The sequence below is a fragment of the Pseudoalteromonas sp. NFXS53 genome, from assembly GCF_056629255.1.
The window spans coordinates 319,912-337,631 of sequence record NZ_JBWVBR010000002.1; the positions used below are offsets into that span (position 1 = coordinate 319,912).

Sequence of the window (17,720 nt, forward strand, 5' to 3'; positions counted from 1 at the left end):
TGTTAATTTCATTAACAATATAGTGTTTATTAAATAGACTCAACACCTTATAAAAACCCATGTAACTAAAATAGGAATTATATAAAGATAAAATCGGACTACTTAAAAAATTGCTCTTTGCTGAACTTAAAGCAAATTTTCATCCATTTGAGCACCCATGAGCCTTAAGTGAAATCTAACCTTATTTACCTAATTGAACTATGCGCCACATCAACTTTTCAACTATCTTGGTAATGACTCTATAATTGTTTGCAAATCAACCAGTGTAATGGGCTTTAGCAGTACGTCATCGACTTGAGATTCGGCTAATATTTCAGGTTCTGGGTCAAACCCGCTGGCAATAACAATATGTTGGTCTTGGTTTTGTGACTTGATTTCTCTTGCCAGTGACAGGCCTGATGCATCGGGTAGGCCAATATCCATCAAAATCGTATCGAACTTCTGTTTGCCGTTTATATGCTGCCTACAAGCTTGTGCACTGTCTGCTGTCACCACATTCACTTGCTGTGAATTTAAGAGTAACTCTAACAAGTTACGTGCATCGGCATCGTCTTCAACAACTAAAAATGTCAGTTCGTCTGAGGCGGAATCAATATGAGTTACTTCGCTGTTTTGTTGCGCATTTAAGTAGTTTTTTAGACAGCGTCCAAGTTCAGGGACACTCACAGGCTTGCTCAGCATATCGTTAAAGCCAAGGGCTATGAGCTCTTCTTTGGTCCCTTTTTGAGCTGCTGCGGTGAGTGCAATAACAGGGAGTTCAAGCCCACTTTGTCTTAACGTAACTAACGTATCTCGACCGTCCATTCTTGGCATGTGCAGGTCCATAAATACTAAATCGTATTTATCTGGATTGCGCTTTAAAGTCTCGAGTGCTTCAACGCCGTCACTGGCAATATCTGCAGTTGCTCCGGTTTGACCGATTAACGTGCGCATTAGCATCTGAATTTCACTCATGTCTTCAACAATCAAAATGTGTCCATTTAGATCACTTGGCAATGAGTCTTCTTCGTCGTTTTTCGCATCATTTAATCGTAACGGTGCAAGTGTTGTTTCATCGGCCATATCAAGCGCAATAAAAAAGCCAAATTCACTGCCCTCGCCTAAGGTAGAGCTCACTTCAAGTTTGCCTCCCATTAGGGCAATTAATGCAGAGCTAATTGCTAAACCAAGCCCGGCTCCTTCATCACTGCGGGTGGTGACATTTTGCACCTGCTCGAACGGTTTGAATATACGCTTTAGTTTCTCTTGCGGAATACCGATACCAGAATCAATCACCTTAAATTCAAGTTTTGAGCTTTCATTTAAAGCGATTTCAACTTTCACAAACCCTGAGCTTGTGAATTTAATCGCGTTATAAATGATGTTGATGAGAATTTGCTTTAACCGTGTTTTATCTACTCGCACCTTTTTCGGCAAAAGCGTTTTCGCTTCGATATTAAAGCTCAGTCCTTTTTTTGCAGCAGCCATCTTGAACAAGCTATGTAGATCACTCAAAAAGCTATTCAAGCACACATCTTCAACATTCAGCTGTAGGTTATTTTCATTTATCTTAGAAAGGTCTAGCACATCATTCAGCAAACTAAGTAAGTGCTCGCTATTGTTATTGATTATTGAGAGTTCTGGTTTTACGTTTTCTAATTCTTGTCTAGAAAGTAATAAGTTTGTGTAACCTAAGATGGAGGTCAGCGGTGTTCTGAGCTCATGACTTAAATGCGCTAAAAAGCGGTCTTTGGCTCTAATATCAGACTCTACTCTTAAGCGCTCTAGTCGTTCTAATTCGAGTTCTTTACGTGCTAGAGCATAGCGAATAGAACGTATAAAACGCACGCTGCCAATTTCTGATTTAAGCACAAAATCTTCCGCGCCGGCTTTTAAAGCCTCGTCATCAAGCACCGCATCAGACTGCCCTGTTAGCATGATAATCGGTGTATGAACGTCTCGCGCTTTCGCTTCTTTAAGTATGCTTAACCCTGTTTTTGGGCCTAACTGGTAGTCGAGTAAGCAAAGGTCATACTCGTTACTTTCTAATGCTTCTAACGCTTGATTATATTGACTGTGCCAAACTAGGTTGAAGTTAAAGTTAGCGATAGATTCTAAGTAATCTAAGGTTAAGACATAATCGTCTTCATCATCTTCAATAAGCAGTACATTAACGTCGCTGAGTGATCCCTTTGTCATGCTAATTTCCAAGTTAGAGTCATATTGATTGCGTGAAACGCTACACCGTCGTTATCTATCTAGGCTTTAAAGAGCGCTGCTAGATGACGGTGCGCATGGGTGAGTAAATCCAGATAAATAGGTCTTGAGTATTAGTTCGGCAACTCCACAATTTCTATCCAGTATTTACCTAAATTCTTCATTAAATCTACTAAACCATCAAAGTCCACAGGTTTAGTAATATATGAAGCGGCACCAGAGTCATAGCCTCTTAGTTTGTCTTCTTCTTCTTTTGAGGTAGTTAAAATAACAACCGGGATAGAGCGCAGTGCTGGGTCTTTTTTTATTTCTCTTAATGCTTCGCGGCCATCCATTCTCGGCATATTTAGGTCGAGTAAAATAAGATTCGGTCTTGGGTATTTTTGTGCATCGGTGAACTGCCCTTCATTTCTGAGATATTCAAGCAATTCAACCCCATCTTTCACAAACTGAACGGCATTGAGCACGCGACTTTCTTCAAGTGCATCCTGTGCCAATAAGCGATCGTCTTCGTCATCGTCGGCCATCAATATGTGGATTGGCTGGGTCTTTCTGTAGTTCATGTGTTCAATTCCTGAATGATTTGTACTGGTTCGGCAAGAAGCGTGATAGAGAATGTTGCGCCTTTACCCTGCTCTGCAGTTGCAAAAATAACACCGCTATGGCGCTCTACAATTCGTCTGCAAACGGTTAGGCCTATGCCCGTTCCGGCATATTGGTTTCTGTCATGAAGGCGCTGAAATGGCGAGAATATTTTTTCTGCATATTCCTGCTCAAAACCTATGCCATTGTCTTCAATGACAAAAGTGTACGCTTTTTGCTCCATGAATAAGGTCTCATCTACCGTGATTTTAACTTCGGGTGTCAGCCCTGGTGCACGAAATTTGAGTGCGTTCGAAATGAGGTTTAAAAAGAGTTGATGTATTTGGCTGGCATCACACTTGAGTTTGGGCAAAGGCGCAATATCGACCACGGCATGACTTTCTTTGACTGCGATTTCTAGGTCATCTTGCACATATTGTAAAATCTCATTGAGATCATTTAACTCGAAAGGTTTTGCACGCGTCGTTACTCTCGACAGTTCCAGTAAATCAGTTATCAACGTTGACATTCTTTTCGCTGCGCTGGTCATGCGCGCTAAATAATCTAGGCCTTTTTCGTCTAACTGTTGGCTATGATTTTTCTCAATTCGATCTCCAAAAGCCCGTATTTTTCTGAGCGGCTCTTGTAAATCATGTGATGCAACAAAAGCAAAGTCTTCGAGTTCTCGATTGCTTCGATTTAACTCTTCGGCGTAATGTTCTAATACTTCTGTTCTTGCCTTTACCTTATCTTCAAGATCACTATTGGCGCGCTGCAATTCAATTTTTGCTCTTTTGGCATGTCTGAGGTTCATGGTCATTAACGCCAGTATTGCAAGTAGTAGCGTCACACTCAGTAAAGCTGACAAGGTAATATTGCTGGTCGCATCAGCTTTCACTTTACCCAAAGCTTTGATTTGAAAGTCTCTGATCTCTTCTTCTTTTGAAATGATTTCTTCATACAATTGACGCAACTCACCACCCGAATTCGACGCCCTATCAAGCAATTTTAATTCGTCAGCCTGTGCATTGTTTTGGGCAATAAAGATGGTTGACTCTAGTGCAGTAAAGCGTTTTTTTACCCCTTCAACGTAGCGATTGATTTTATTTTGCTGAGTTTTACTTTCCGATTGTCTTTGGCTTACTTTATCAATGTTGCTCTCAAGTAAAGCCAATGCAGACTTAAATGGCAGTAGGTCTTGCTCATTCGATGCCAATAAAAAACCGCGCTGTACTGACTCAGCATCTAACATCGAGATATGAAGTTGATCGAGTGACATCATAACTTCGCTGGTGTTACTGATGCTTAATTGTACACGGTTCAAGTATTGAATATTCTTGTAACTCACCATGACATTCGCCGCGACCAATGCCATAACAATGAGGGCTAACACCCAAATATAATTTAACTTGCTAAATAAGCGCTGAAACACATTTACCTTTGGGCTTAAACTCATTCACTCGTTCCTTGCTCGACCAGTTTTTGCAGCAACTCACTACATTCTTTGCTGGCCTTAATAATGGCGTTAGCACTTTCAATCACTTGCTCGTGAGAGCCGGGCTTTTCAGCAAGTAACTTTATTATTTCTGAATTCATTGATATTTGATTCAATGGCTTACGTGCATCATGTACCAACTGAGTTAGATTTTCATTATTGTTTTTTGACATCTTAGCCCCCTATATTTATGGATGTGCTACTCCCTCGTAGGTGTTTAAGCGGTTGTAGAGTGTTTTTGTGCTGATCCCAAGCATTTTTGCAGCAAGGGTTTTGTTTCCCTCAACTGAGTCGAGCGTATGGTAAATTAGCTCTCGCTCCACTTCTTCTATGGTTTTGCCTGTTTTCATTTCTGGCGAGTCTATTTCAATGGCCTTTGGCTGCTGCAAACTGGTGTTTTGCACTAGGCTTTGGGCAGTCACCACCGAAGAGTGTTGATGCATACGTTTTGCTTGTGCAAATGGTGAAGCAAAATTGCTGTCGAACTGTAAAGTCTGTGTGTCGTGATCGGCCATAATATAAGCGCGATGAATGGTGTGTTTAAGCTCTCGCACATTACCCGGCCAGTCATATTCTTCTAACCGTGACATATCTGAAGGCGCGATAACATACTCGGTGTTGCCCTTTTTATTCAGACCTTGCAAAAAGTGCTCGGCTAAAATCGGAATGTCATCTTTTCTCGACCTAAGCGGCGGGATCTCTATCGGGAAAACGGCAAGACGAAAATAAATGTCTTCTCGTAGCACTTCATTCGTCGCAATATCTTCTACACTGCGGTTTGTGGCAGAGATAACCCGACAGTTCACATTAATTGATTTTGTACCGCCAACACGCGTCACAGTTTGTGTTTCTAAAACACGTAATAAATTTGGTTGTTGCTCAATAGGCATTTCGGTTAATTCGTCTAAAAATAGCGTGCCATTTTCAGCCTGTTCAAATACCCCGACCTTCTGGGCATTTGCGCCAGTAAACGCCCCTTTCTCATGGCCAAAAAGCTCACTGCCTATTAAGTCTTTTGGAATAGCACCACAGTTAACACTAACAAGATCACCCTTGACCAAACTGGCATTGTGGATTGCTTGAGCGAACATTTCTTTACCTACACCGCTTTCTCCCATCAGCATCACGTTGGCATCGGTCTTTGCTACGCGCTCTATCATTTTATAAAGCTGCTTCATCTTTTCAGATTCACCGAGTAGAACACCAAAATGGGCCGTGTTTTGTACTGGTTTATTGGTTTTTAATTGAGGAGTGAGCGCTGTTTTAAAGTCATCGGCATCGATTGGCTTAGTAAGATAATTCAAGCCGTCATGACACAACTGAGACAAGGCTGACTTTACTGATGGGTGCCCTGTCACTAAAGTGATGGCCGTGTTGTCACCTTGCCCCCTCAGTGCATCCACTAAGTGCAAGCCGCTGCCATCAGGCAACATAAAATCTAAAAAGATATGGTCAAATTTTTGGGTTTCTAGCCACTGTTTTGCAGCAGATAAGTCATTTGCAATATATGCCTCATGACCTAGGTGCTCAAGAATACGCGCAGCGAGTTCTGCAAACTCATTGTCATCATCTACAAGTAAAACTGTTTTCAATTGGATCCCTCTCGAATAATTTTGTGTTTATGCCTCTGAGTGACTTAACAGTTAACTCTTATCTCACAACGCGACTAATTGGGCGTCATAACGTTAAGGGCATGTTTTTGGATCACTATTTCAATGCTTTTAGCATGCAGTATCTCGCCATCAAGGGCGAAGTTTTGCTCTTGCTCAAATTCTAAATTTATTTTTTCACACTGCTTTAAGCGAATATCTGAAAATACTCTATCGTGCTCAGGTAAAAGAAGCTCTGCGACTGTAATACTCTGCGCGCTTTCTGGTTTAAAAGGCAAAATGGTCACGTCTAACTTGCCATCATCATAAATTGGCTCACCATTCCCTTGCGCCAAGATAGTTGTTTTTGGCGCCGCATTGGCAACTACGAGGCTAACACATTCAATGTCAGAGTACGCATTACCATCAAAACTCACCTTTAGCTTTAATGGCTTATTTTCGCTGACGGCTTCTAATAGGCTTTTTATGTAGGCAAATTGGCCAGACATATTTTTTTGTTCTCGATCGGCTTTTTCAATCATCTCTTCGCCAAAGCCAATCGCAGCCGCTAAAAGCGCCGTTTTATCATTGCAGGTCATGATATCTATGGGTTTAAGCTTGCCTGACAAAATGGCTTCACATGACGTGGAGATGGGCACTACTTTTGTTGCTGGCCCTAACAGCACCGTTGCTAGTGAATTCGCAGTACCCAGCGGGAGAATACCAAATTTAACATCGCTTTTTATGATCCCGTGAGCAACGGCCGCTAATGTGCCATCGCCGCCACCAGCAATAACCATATTGGGTTTATCCGAAGTTAATATTTGCTTCGCAAACACGGCAACATCGGTATCTGCCTCGGTGAAATGAATGGTTAAATGGTACTTACTGGTTAACAAGCCGATAATTTCATTCTCTGAAATAGACCATTTTTTCGCACCCGCCACTGGGTTAATAATCAATGATGCTTTATCTGTATGTGCCAGCGCCTGACTTTTATGTAATTTTGTCAGTGTTTTGAGCTGATGCTTGTTCAGCCTAGCGGTTTCTCGACGTTGCTGGATTTGCTCAAGTACCTGTTGAACTGTGTCATGTTTATTTTTAAACAGTAAATATGCCGCACAATAAAACACTGAACGACCGCGGCCTAAAGCGCAGTGCACCACCACTTTTCGACCTAATTTATGCTGCGCATCTATCCAAGCAATACCATGAGATAACTGCTCATTTGTTGGGGGCTGATGATCAAGTACTGGAATATTGAGGTAATGCAGGCCTTGCTGCTCAGCAGACCAATTTAGTCCATCAAATTCAGCTGTGACATCTAAAATCGCTTCAATGCCTTGGGCTTTTAGCATATCAACATCGCTAGGGAACAAACGACAAGCAACAAATAAATTATCGGATAGAGGCTGAAATACATCCACGGTATCTCTTTTTCTTGCAAGCCCATTATATAGATGAACGCCACTCAGGTATGGCCAGAATAACCAAGTAATGTACCAAGGGATCTTACCTGTGCTTTTTTTTCTAAAAACTGAAGGTGAGTTTGTGGCATAGGCAAAAGTAACCAAAAAGAAAGACAAGGTTATCCAAAGAATTGGCAATAAAAACCAAGTGCCTATGCTGTAAATGGTGAGTGCGGCTAAGCATAAACTGACCGCTAAATAATACTTTAACATCTTCATTGCTTATCCTTAATTGCTTATAGCGTGCTGTGTACGGCTATCGACTTTAACTCAAAGCCATAAGTGATTTTCGGTGATCGGTAACCAACTGCTAGCGCGACATTATAGATTGCTCTTTATTAACCTAGGCTTATCCATAAACTTAGCATGTATATAAGATAATCTATGGAGGTGAACTTTTATTTATCAAGTCGAAGGCTAAAAACAGTGCACAATCAATGTGTAAAGTGGTGACCTAAAAGCTACTCACCTTTTACATTTGGCAAGGTTTCTCCTCCCACATTTTGCTCGATATTCTGGTGTTCTAGCCACAATTTGAAATACAACCCGGCAATGACACATTCAGTAAAAATAGCGAGTAAAATGCCCGGCCCAGCATGACCCTGTGATAATTCAAAAACGCCAAGACCAGCAAGCCCGCACATCGAAACGGCAATACTTAAGCTTATTGCTTGTCGTGACTCTGAATGCGCTGCATTTCTGCCTACCCATAGCAGTATCGCTAAACCTAAAAACAGCATTGCCATTCTTCGACCAACAAAAAGTGCAGAGTTGTTTTGTTCAATACTAAATAAACTAAATGGGAATTCAGGATAAAGTAAAAATGCTGCAAATAAGGAAAGTGCTATTGAAGCGGTAAGAGTGCTTATATTTTTGAAGCTAAACATGATTGTCCTTATCTAAATTAGCAAACTGTTGATATAGATAAATAAGCTACATCGAAGTACCTATATTTATACTTCAGAGTAGTCTAATAAACAACCTCTTATGAGCTCGCAAAACGGCTTTGTCAGCAAATTTATGTTAATGATTTAGAAGTACAAAAAGATAAGAACGATCAAATTAAAAGTAACCCTCATTAAAGTTGATAGCGTGATCAAGGTGACCCGAAAAATAAAAGCGTGCGCAACAAACAATGTAACGCACGCTTTAAAAATTAACTGACTGCGAGTTAACCGAATGAACGCGCTTTTAAATACGCTTCGCGGCTTTGCATATTCGCAAGATAACCAGCGATATTTTCACGGCCCTGTAGCAAGTTTAGGCTACCTGCAATTTCAAGTGTAATGGTCATCATAATATCGGCCGCAGTAAACTCATCTCCAGCAAAATAAGTTTGCTGAGCGAGTACCGAGTCTATGTATGAGAAATCTAGATTTAGCTCTTTGGCAATATACCCGTCCATCGGGTTGGTGCCACTGCGCTCTTCCATTTGCATCAGCAAGCTAGTGATCACTGGCAAGCCTAAAGAGCCTTCAGCAAAGTGCGACCATTCAACATATTGGTAATAGGCTTTGCTGCCTTTTTCTGGACGTAAACGCTGCTCTGTGTCTTGGTCAAGAATGTACTCCATAATCGCACCCGATTCACAGATCACAATATCATTGTGCTCAATGATCGGCGCTTTATTTAATGGATGTACTTTGCCAAGACTCGCTGGCGCTAAACGCGTTGTTGCATCGCGTTCATGTTTCTCAACTTCGTATGGCATGCCAAGTTCTTCTAATAGCCATAACACGCGTGTTGAACGCGATTGATTGAGATGATGTACCTTTATCATATTTTGATCCTGTGTGTTGCGATGAATAATCTTTAATCTAAATGCTCTGGACCCACTTGCACGACCAATTTGCCAAAGTTTTCACCTTGTAATAATCCGATAAATGCAGTCGCTGCATTTTCAAGCCCGCTGACCTTATCTTCTTTGTACTTAATTTGCCCTGACATCAACCAAGGCACCATAGCTTGCTGAAACTCGTCATAGCGATGGCCATAATCGTCAAATACAATAAAGCCTTGCATTTTTATACGTTTAACAAGCAAGTTCCCCATAAGTAAGCCCATACGATCAGGTCCCTCAGGTAAATCAGTGGCATTGTATTGAGCAATTAAGCCGCAAAGTGGTACCCGTGCTTTTGGGTTTAACAGAGGCAGTACGGCGTTAAACACTTTTCCGCCCACATTTTCAAAATAAATATCTATGCCATTCGAGCAAATGGTTGCCAGTTGTGATTCTAGGTCTGCAGCATTGTGATTAAGACACGCATCAAAACCCAGTTCATTCACCGCGTACTCGCACTTTTCTTTACTTCCAGCGATGCCAACGACTTTACAGCCTTGTAACTTGCCTATTTGACCAACCAAGCTACCCACTGCGCCGGTAGCTGCGGCAACAACCAGTGTTTCACCTTTTTTCGGCTGGCCGATGTCCATCAAGCCCATATAAGCGGTTAGCCCCGGCATACCTAACACGCCTAAGCCATAAGATGGGTTTACCATTGCTGAATCTAGTTTGATCACCCCTTCGCCATTCGAGACGCTGTAATCTTGCCAACCACCAAATGCGACAACCAAATCGCCTTGTTCAAAACCTTGATGATTTGAAACCTCAACACGGCAGATACTGCCACCAACCATCACCTCACCTAAAGCAACTGGTGGTGCATATGATTTGGCATCGTTCATACGTCCACGCATATAAGGATCTAATGATAGGTAAATGGTGCGAAGTAAAATTTCACCCTCTCCCGGTTCTGGGATAGCCGACTCAACAAGGTTGAAGTTGCTTAACGTTGGTGCCCCATGAGGGCGTGAATTCAAAGTTATTTGGCGATTAACATTACGATTTTGATTCATATTAAATCCTTCTTTTTAAAGTTGTTAGCCAATTACTCAGCTAACAATTTCACCAAAAAATCACCTACCGCATGGGCACTTGCTGGGTTTTGACCTGTCACTAAACGGTCGTCTTGAATAACAAATTCATTCCAAGGTTGTACCTTGCTGTATTGAGCCGCTTTTCGCGTTAATGCTTCTTCGAGTAAGAAAGGAATATCATTGATGGTGCCAAAGTCGACTTCTTCTTCGCGGGTAAATGCAGTGACTTCTTTGTCAGCAATTAATAATTCGCCATTGCTGAGTGTAATTGGCAATAATGCAGCCGGACCGTGGCACACTGCCGCAATGATCCCGCCCGCTTCATAATGCTTGGCTGCCATTGCTGCGACTTCTTCGTTGCTTGCTAAATCTGACAGTAAACCAAAACCACCTGGGTAGAAAATAGCATCGTAATCGTCTACGTTGACCTGAGAGGCAGGCACGGTATTGTTGATCTGCGTTTGGAATGACGCATCACCTAATACCTTATTATTTACCTCATCCCCCTCAATGTCGGTGCCATACAGTGGTGCTTTACCACCTTGAATAGAGACAATATCGAACCCAATGTTATTCGCGTTTAATACATCTACAACATGCGTCAGCTCTGGTGCATAGGTACCATTAGCTTGATCTGTACTGCCGAGTGTTGCGTGATTAGTGACTGGAATAAGTACTTTTTTCATGATGATTACCTTAACTCAGTGTTGTCATAAAGTTGTTTGATGCCTTTGTGCAAGTTGCTAAAAAGACGATAAGGACACTGTATATTGTTACCTAATGAATGATAATTAGATAAATCAGTGAAACTCTTTTGCTATTTAGCAACAATCAATGCAATTTATTGATTCAAGCTTATAAGATACGCCGCTGCCCTTTGAAAGATCGCTTTTCTATTTATTTCTTTTAAAAGCCTAAAATAAAAAAGGCCAGTCGCTTTAACGAATGGCCTTTACTCAAAATAAGTTAGACAAAGAAAGCGATTAGTTCACTTCGTCGTAAGTCGGAAGTGCCGGCATTGCGCCAAGCTTTGTGCAGGTATAGGCCCCACACTTGACTGCAAACTCAGCGGCATCAATCAGCTTCTCAATATTTGTGTTCAACTGGGATTGCTCTAATTGCTGCTGAGCTAAAGCGAACAAAAAGCCGCTTATTAAACTATCTCCCGCCCCTGTGGTATCAACAGCGTTAATGGTCGGGGTTGCAATTGAGCGCGTCTGTTGTGGCGTGATCAATTGCACCGGATTTTTGCCATCTGACACCAAGATTACCTGAACGCCCAGCGCGCATAATCGCTGAATATATTGCTCAGTTGAAAGCGACGCCGCTTGGCTTAAGTATTCAAGCTCTTCTAGGCTAAATTTTAAAATGTCACACAACGAAAAGCAGGCTTCAACGCGAGCAGGTAAATCAGCTAAATCGTGCCATAGATTTAATCTAAGATTGACATCAAAACTAATCATTTGCCCATGTGCTTTGGCCTGCTCTAATAGCGCCATATGCGTTGCTGTAATCGACGAATCCGTTAAGGTATTCGAACAAAAATGGTAAATACCTGATTGCGGCCAAGCGAATTCATTAAAGTCATCCATTGATACGCTGATATCTGCCGTTTGTTGACGATAAAAGCTAAATTGTCGCTCTTTGTGCTCATCGAGCTGAACAACCGCCAACGCGGTGTTTGCTGCTTTGATAACCGGACAATGTGCCGTATCTACCCCATAATGTTGCAATGTCTTAGCAATGATCTGCCCGAATGCATCATTCGATAGCCCACCTAAAAACGCACTGTGACCACCTAATTTGGCAAAGCCCACAGCGGCATTGGCGGGCGCTCCACCCACAATGGGAAGCAAAGCTTCGCCATCGTGAGGTAAAAGGTCCATTAATGCTTCGCCAAAGCAAGTTAGCTGCATGATCGTTTGTTCAGTCATAATAACTCCAACTCAATATGCGGTTTAGAATTGATAGTTCAATGTGAACGACGTCGTACGGCCATTAATGCTTCGTGCGCGAATAATGTCGTTAGCTGGTACGCTGCCCTCTTCTGCTTCTGTTATACCCACCGTATCAAACAGGTTATTGATGTTGAGTGAGACAGATAAGTTTTCAGTCACGTCATAGCTTGCAAATGCATTAACCTGCGTGTAGCCATCGAACTTTAAGTCATTATTATCTTGTGCATACGCATCTGTGGTGCCGATAAAGCTTAAACCAACCGCGCCTTGCTCCATGTTGTAACGCGCCATCAGTGAGTAGATAAAGTCAGCTTGACGACGAGGCGTGTTACCCACTACTTCAGGTGTTAATGCATCTTTGGCAATTTCTGCATCCGTCCAAGTCATGTTACCTCTGAAGTCGAATGACCCTACGAAGTAAACCCCCTCTAGCTCAATGCCTTTTGCTTCGTATTGGCGATCAAAGAACTTTTGACTGGTTGCTTCAAAGTTTTGCTCTTCTGTTTCAGCATAAAATGCCGTTGCAAATAAACTGCCGTTTTCAAAACGCTGTTTTAAACCAAACTCATATTGGGTTACTTCATCAATGGCATCTTCTTTGGCCACGCTGCCGTCGGCGTTTACTTTACCAAACAGTAATCTATCAGCATTTGCACGTGCACCTTCACTGATACGGCCAAAAATAGCTTGTGTTGGGTTGATTTGATAATTCGCACCGATTGAATAACTGGTGTAGCTCCAGTCATAGTTCACCGCACTTGGGTTTGCGATATCGATGCCAGCTACTTGCTCTTCTGGTTTTGAAATAACGCCGTCACCATTAATGTCTCGTTGTGACACTACAGCACCTGCATACGTGCCTTTGGCTTCGCCCGAGTCATAACGTACACTTGCATCTAGGGTGATATCGTCAAATTGAGAAGATACCGCCAAATAAGGCGCTCGCGTTGAATAGTCTGTGTCGTAGTTACGTTGACAACAGTTGCCCCATGCTGGAGTGCCATAGGCGTACAAACCGTTTTCTGAATATGCAGTGCCGTCAGCAGCAAACACATCGACGAGCGCAGCATTATCGCCCTGAAGCTCCATTAAATAAGAGTTCCAAAGCCAAGACATGGCAATGGTTTGCTCAGATGCATAAAAGCCAAATGTAACTGACGTATCATCGCTTAATGATTTAGTTAACTTGGTGTCATTAACCATTGAACCGAAATCACGCATTTCAACATCAAAGGTGTGAATACGCATCAATGTGTCATCATTAAAGGCTGAACCTGCTTGTGGGCCGTTTGCATATTGTAAGGTGGCACCTTCTCCAGCAATACTTGCAGCGATGTTCGATGCACTGCCAACCTCGGCAGGGAAAGGAGAATTAAAAGAGCCTTTCACACTTGCAACACGAAAACGGTTTTCTATTTTCCAATCATTGCTGAGATCAAAACTGGCTTCTACGCCCACACTGTCTACTTGTGGATGCATACCATCACGCATATCGCCTTGGCGAATTTCATTATTTGCGCCTAAGCCTTGTGTTTTAATAAAGTACGCCGAGTGTGGTGTATCAGATAAAGCGTCAAAATTGGCTAACGAGTCGCCATTTGAGCGCATTGGCATTGGTAAATAACTAGTGCTTCGGTCGTCTAAATGTTTTAGATACAAACGCACGTAACCGTTATTAAACTCTTTGGTTAAATTAGCTTTGATCTGGCCGCCCTTATTGCCTGTGTAACCTGTGTCTCTTGGCCCTTCACCTTGGCGAACAAAACCACCGATATGAAAGCGCACACTGTCAGATAAGTAAGTACCAAATTCGAAGTCAGTTCTAAACTCGTCATAATCTAAACCAAAGGTTGTTGCGATACTGCCTGACTCGCTGTCACCTGTTTTAGAAATAAAGTTGATGATACCGCCCGGTGCATTACTTGCCGCCGTAGACGCTGAGCCCCCACGAATAGACTCGACAGATTGTACCGTGTTGTCTAGACGTAAAAAGATATCAGCATTACCAAATGCAATATCACCAAACTGTAAAACTGGCAGCCCGTCTTCTTGAAGCTGTAAAAACTTAGCCCCACCTGATGCCACAGGTAGGCCACGCACGGCAATGTTTGCATTACCTTCACCGCCCGTCGACTCAGAGCGCACACCCGGTAATATTCTAAATGCTTCAGCGGTGGTTCTAGGTGTTGATACATTGATCTGCTCTGCAGAAATGCTGCTCACTGACACACTAGATGCCATCACGGTGCGACTTTGAGGCACACCTGTAACAATTATCTTTTCTAATTCATTTTGTGGCTTTGCGGTATTTGCTTGTTGTTCTTCAGCCAGTGCTTGAGTGCTGATAGCTAACGCGATAGCGCTTAGGGCAAACCAAGTGGGGTTATGTGTTCTCATAATGTGCCTCATTGTTGTCAATTTAAAGTATGGCACCACTAATGTGGATTTTCTTACTTAATCGATTAAGTAAGTTAGCAAAAATGTCATCATTTGCAATAAAAAAGTGCTCGATTATTGTGCTTATTTTATTAAGTGATTGTTATAGATAACAAAAAAGTGTCCAACTCGGTGCACCCAAATTGGCAGATTTGGTGCAGTTGAACACTTTGACAAGGGGATTTGATTTAAATTAAGCGTGAGCTAAACGCGCTTTTGCTGGATCTTTAAAATAGTTATACAACATGCCTAACATCAGTAAGGCAGCAAAGCCGGTTGCCAATGCAAAGCCATATTCAATATGACCAAAGTGATCGCTGACGATACCCATCAATAAAGGCGCAACCGCTGCTGACAACGCGGTGAAGAATAAAATCACCCCGGCGACAGAGCCGTGTTGATGTTTTTCAAAACAGGAGATCCCTTTTGAGTTCAGGGTCGGATAAATCATCGACATAAATAAGCCACTCAGTGGCAATGTAAACACAGCTGCATCTACACCAAACAGGTAAGTTGCTAAATAACATAAAAATATCGCGCTACTGAGTGCAAGCATCACGCTCTGCCACGAGAATAAATTCAACAACCATACAGCCATAAATCGACCCACAGCACGCAGCACAAAAAAGATGGTCAACGCATAAGTCGCCAGCAACGTCCAATCACCTTGGTAGGTTTTAAGCAAGGTTGGCATCCAGACATAGATTGCAACTTCAGTCGCCACATAAAGCGCAATGGCAGCAGAAAAACCAAGGGCATGCTTGTCTTTTAACATCGCAAGCGTTTGTTTAAAGCTCGCCTGCTCGTTGCTTGTTTTCTCTGTTTTAGCTGGGAAGGACACCTTAAAAGTCGCCAAACATAACAACACACACATGGCGCCTGCCAGTAAATATAGGTACTTCCAACTGACGCCAGCAACCAACATATAACTAACAATGGCCGGACCCACTATGGCCCCCACAGCAAAGAACCCTTCTACGGTATTCATGGTTTTAGTATGCGCTTTACTTGATGGCGTTAGATCGCCAAGTAAAGCCAGCGCCGCGGTTTTAAACAAGCCAATTGCCAGACCTATCATACTTAACAGACCGACAAATAACGTAAATGTGTTGCCGACAGCAAAACCAAAACACGCCACTGAGAATAATAAAAAGCCAATAATTATGGTGGGCTTATGGCCTATTTTATCTGCTAAAAAACCAAGGCACAGGCCACTAATGGCAATCCAAATCATCGGCGCATAATGAAAAGCACTGGCTTGTGTCATGGTCAGGTTATATTCGCTGATCAGCTCTGGAATAATCACGCCCACCGCGTCTGAGGTCATCGCAAACATGAAAAACATCATGTAGGTCAACCAGCGAAGCGTCGATAAGTTGTGTGTTGTCATAATGGTTACCTCAAGGATTAATACCAACTTTATTAAGCGGTTAATTCAGTTGATATAACTGGCTGATCTTAAATAAGTCTAGCCTGTATCAGGCCAGCTTCAGCCAATTTTTATTGTAAATAGTACTTGAATATCTTTGATTGCTGATTAAAGATATAACTTAATCGATTAAGAATCAACTTTGAGATATTGAGTGCGACTATGAAAAACCAAGTGCAATTGATCACCTATGCAGACAGGCTTACAGGGAGTGGCCTACCAGTGTTAAAGCAGATGCTTGACGGGCCGCTGGTAGGTCTATTCTCTGGCGTACATATTTTGCCTTTTTACTATCCTATTGATGGTAGCGATGCGGGTTTTGACCCAATTGACCATGCACAAATTGATAGTCGCTTAGGTAGTTGGCCAGACTTAAAAGCATTAGGAGAAGACTATGAAATAATGGCTGATCTCATCGTCAACCACGCTTCTGGTCAATCTCCTGAGTTTTTAGATGTGCTTGAAAATGGCACAGCATCTAAATATTGGAGTATGTTTTTAAAAGAGCAGGATGTGTTTCCAAATGGCATCACAGACGAAGAAGCCGCCGCTATTTTTAGACCACGACCCACCAGTTGTTTTACACCTAAAACATTGGCTTCAGGCGAAGTTGTTAATTTCTGGACGACCTTTACCGACAACCAGATTGATATAAATGTTGAAACCGAAGCGGGTAAAAATTACTTAGATAAAGTACTCAACTTATTTGCCAACAATGGGGTGAAGATCATTCGTTTAGATGCCGCAGGTTTTGCCATTAAGCGCGCAGGTACCAGCTGCTTTATGACCGATGAAGCCTTTGCTTTTATTAAACAACTCTCAAAACAAGCCAATGAGATGGGCATGGAAACAATTGCAGAAATTCACAGCCATTATCAAACCCAAATTGCGGTTGCAGAAAAAGTTGACCGAGTGTACGACTTTGCGCTGCCACCACTTATCTTGCACACTTTGTTTACGCAAAATGTAGATGCTCTAGTATCTTGGCTGACCATTGCGCCGCGTAACTGCTTGACCGTGCTCGACACCCACGATGGTATTGGCATTGTTGATGCGGGTCCTGAAGGTGAAAAACCGGGTTTGCTCAATGCAGCACAAGTCGACAACTTAGTTGAACAGATCCATGAAAATAGCAATTCGCAAAGCCGTCAAGCGACCGGCGCAGCAGCCAGTAACGTCGATTTATACCAAGTGAACTGCACCTATTATGATGCCCTCGCTCGCAACGACTTAGACTACTTAACAGCAAGAGCTATTCAGTTCTTCTCTCCGGGTGTACCACAGGTTTATTACGGTGGTTTACTTGCATTGCATAATGACATGGCATTACTTGATAGCACCAATGTTGGCCGCGATATTAACCGCAGTTACTTAACGCCAGAAAAGGTCGATATTCAATTACAAAAACCAGTGGTTAAAGCTCTGTCAAAACTCATTAAATTGCGTAATGAAAGCCAAGCTTTTAATGGTGCATTCTCTTTGCAAGGCGCCGACAGTTTATTAATCATGGAGTGGGAAAATCAGCAACACACGGCATGTTTGAAAATTGACTTTGAAACACACCTAATTGAAATGACCTTTGCTGATGGAAAAGGCGCTAAGCGTTTTAATCTCGCGGATTTACTTAAGTAACCTGAACTCAGGATACAAATCTCATAACCAAAGCTCAGACTACTTCGTATCTGTGAA

The 17,720-nt window shown here is 42.3% G+C and carries 14 protein-coding genes; 1 reads left to right on the plus strand and 13 read right to left on the minus strand.

What is annotated here, in order from left to right:
- Window positions 1–222: 222 nt before the first annotated feature.
- The 13 genes from AC1HJP_RS04230 to AC1HJP_RS04290 form a co-directional block, all read right to left on the minus strand.
- Window positions 223–2,178 carry a response regulator gene (locus tag AC1HJP_RS04230; RefSeq protein ID WP_480360528.1) on the minus strand — a complete coding sequence of 652 codons (1,956 nt, stop codon included), beginning with the start codon at window positions 2,176–2,178 and terminating at the stop codon, window positions 223–225.
- Window positions 2,179–2,309: 131 nt separating this feature from the next.
- A complete protein-coding gene (locus AC1HJP_RS04235) occupies window positions 2,310–2,759 on the minus strand; it encodes a response regulator (RefSeq protein WP_480360529.1) in 450 nt (149 codons plus the stop codon).
- Window positions 2,756–4,234, minus strand: a complete 1,479-nt coding sequence (locus AC1HJP_RS04240; RefSeq protein ID WP_480360531.1) for a sensor histidine kinase — start codon at window positions 4,232–4,234, stop codon at window positions 2,756–2,758. The genes AC1HJP_RS04235 and AC1HJP_RS04240 overlap by 4 nt, the downstream gene beginning before the upstream one ends.
- Complete coding sequence (locus AC1HJP_RS04245; protein WP_404394087.1) at window positions 4,231–4,446, minus strand: histidine kinase; 216 nt, start codon at window positions 4,444–4,446, stop codon at window positions 4,231–4,233. The genes AC1HJP_RS04240 and AC1HJP_RS04245 overlap by 4 nt, the downstream gene beginning before the upstream one ends.
- 15 nt (window positions 4,447–4,461) lie before the next feature.
- Window positions 4,462–5,865 (minus strand): sigma-54-dependent transcriptional regulator, encoded by a 1,404-nt coding sequence (locus tag AC1HJP_RS04250; protein WP_480360533.1) that lies wholly within the window; start codon window positions 5,863–5,865, stop codon window positions 4,462–4,464.
- Between the two features lie 74 nt (window positions 5,866–5,939).
- Window positions 5,940–7,550, minus strand: coding sequence for a diacylglycerol kinase family protein (locus tag AC1HJP_RS04255; RefSeq protein ID WP_480360534.1), 1,611 nt, complete (start codon window positions 7,548–7,550; stop codon window positions 5,940–5,942).
- A gap of 242 nt (window positions 7,551–7,792) precedes the next feature.
- Complete coding sequence (locus AC1HJP_RS04260) at window positions 7,793–8,218, minus strand: hypothetical protein (protein ID WP_480360535.1); 426 nt, start codon at window positions 8,216–8,218, stop codon at window positions 7,793–7,795.
- 284 nt (window positions 8,219–8,502) lie between these two features.
- Complete coding sequence (locus AC1HJP_RS04265; RefSeq protein WP_480360536.1) at window positions 8,503–9,111, minus strand: glutathione S-transferase family protein; 609 nt, start codon at window positions 9,109–9,111, stop codon at window positions 8,503–8,505.
- Between the two features lie 32 nt (window positions 9,112–9,143).
- Window positions 9,144–10,187 carry an NADP-dependent oxidoreductase gene (locus AC1HJP_RS04270; protein WP_480360537.1) on the minus strand — a complete coding sequence of 348 codons (1,044 nt, stop codon included), beginning with the start codon at window positions 10,185–10,187 and terminating at the stop codon, window positions 9,144–9,146.
- 32 nt (window positions 10,188–10,219) lie between these two features.
- Complete coding sequence (locus tag AC1HJP_RS04275) at window positions 10,220–10,894, minus strand: type 1 glutamine amidotransferase domain-containing protein (protein WP_480360538.1); 675 nt, start codon at window positions 10,892–10,894, stop codon at window positions 10,220–10,222.
- Between the two features lie 297 nt (window positions 10,895–11,191).
- Window positions 11,192–12,142: a carbohydrate kinase family protein gene (locus AC1HJP_RS04280; protein WP_480360539.1), complete on the minus strand. Its 951-nt coding sequence runs from the start codon at window positions 12,140–12,142 to the stop codon at window positions 11,192–11,194.
- A 24-nt stretch (window positions 12,143–12,166) separates the two neighbouring features.
- Window positions 12,167–14,563, minus strand: a complete 2,397-nt coding sequence (locus tag AC1HJP_RS04285) for a TonB-dependent receptor domain-containing protein (RefSeq protein WP_480360540.1) — start codon at window positions 14,561–14,563, stop codon at window positions 12,167–12,169.
- A gap of 232 nt (window positions 14,564–14,795) precedes the next feature.
- On the minus strand, window positions 14,796–15,992 hold the full coding sequence (locus AC1HJP_RS04290) for an MFS transporter (RefSeq protein WP_480360541.1): 1,197 nt from the start codon (window positions 15,990–15,992) through the stop codon (window positions 14,796–14,798).
- A gap of 201 nt (window positions 15,993–16,193) precedes the next feature.
- On the opposite strand from AC1HJP_RS04290, the gene gtfA reads away from it, so the two are divergent.
- The gene (gtfA, locus tag AC1HJP_RS04295) at window positions 16,194–17,663 is read left to right on the plus strand and encodes a sucrose phosphorylase (RefSeq protein ID WP_480360542.1); all 1,470 of its coding nucleotides are present in this window, start codon (window positions 16,194–16,196) and stop codon (window positions 17,661–17,663) included.
- Window positions 17,664–17,720 lie beyond the last annotated feature (57 nt).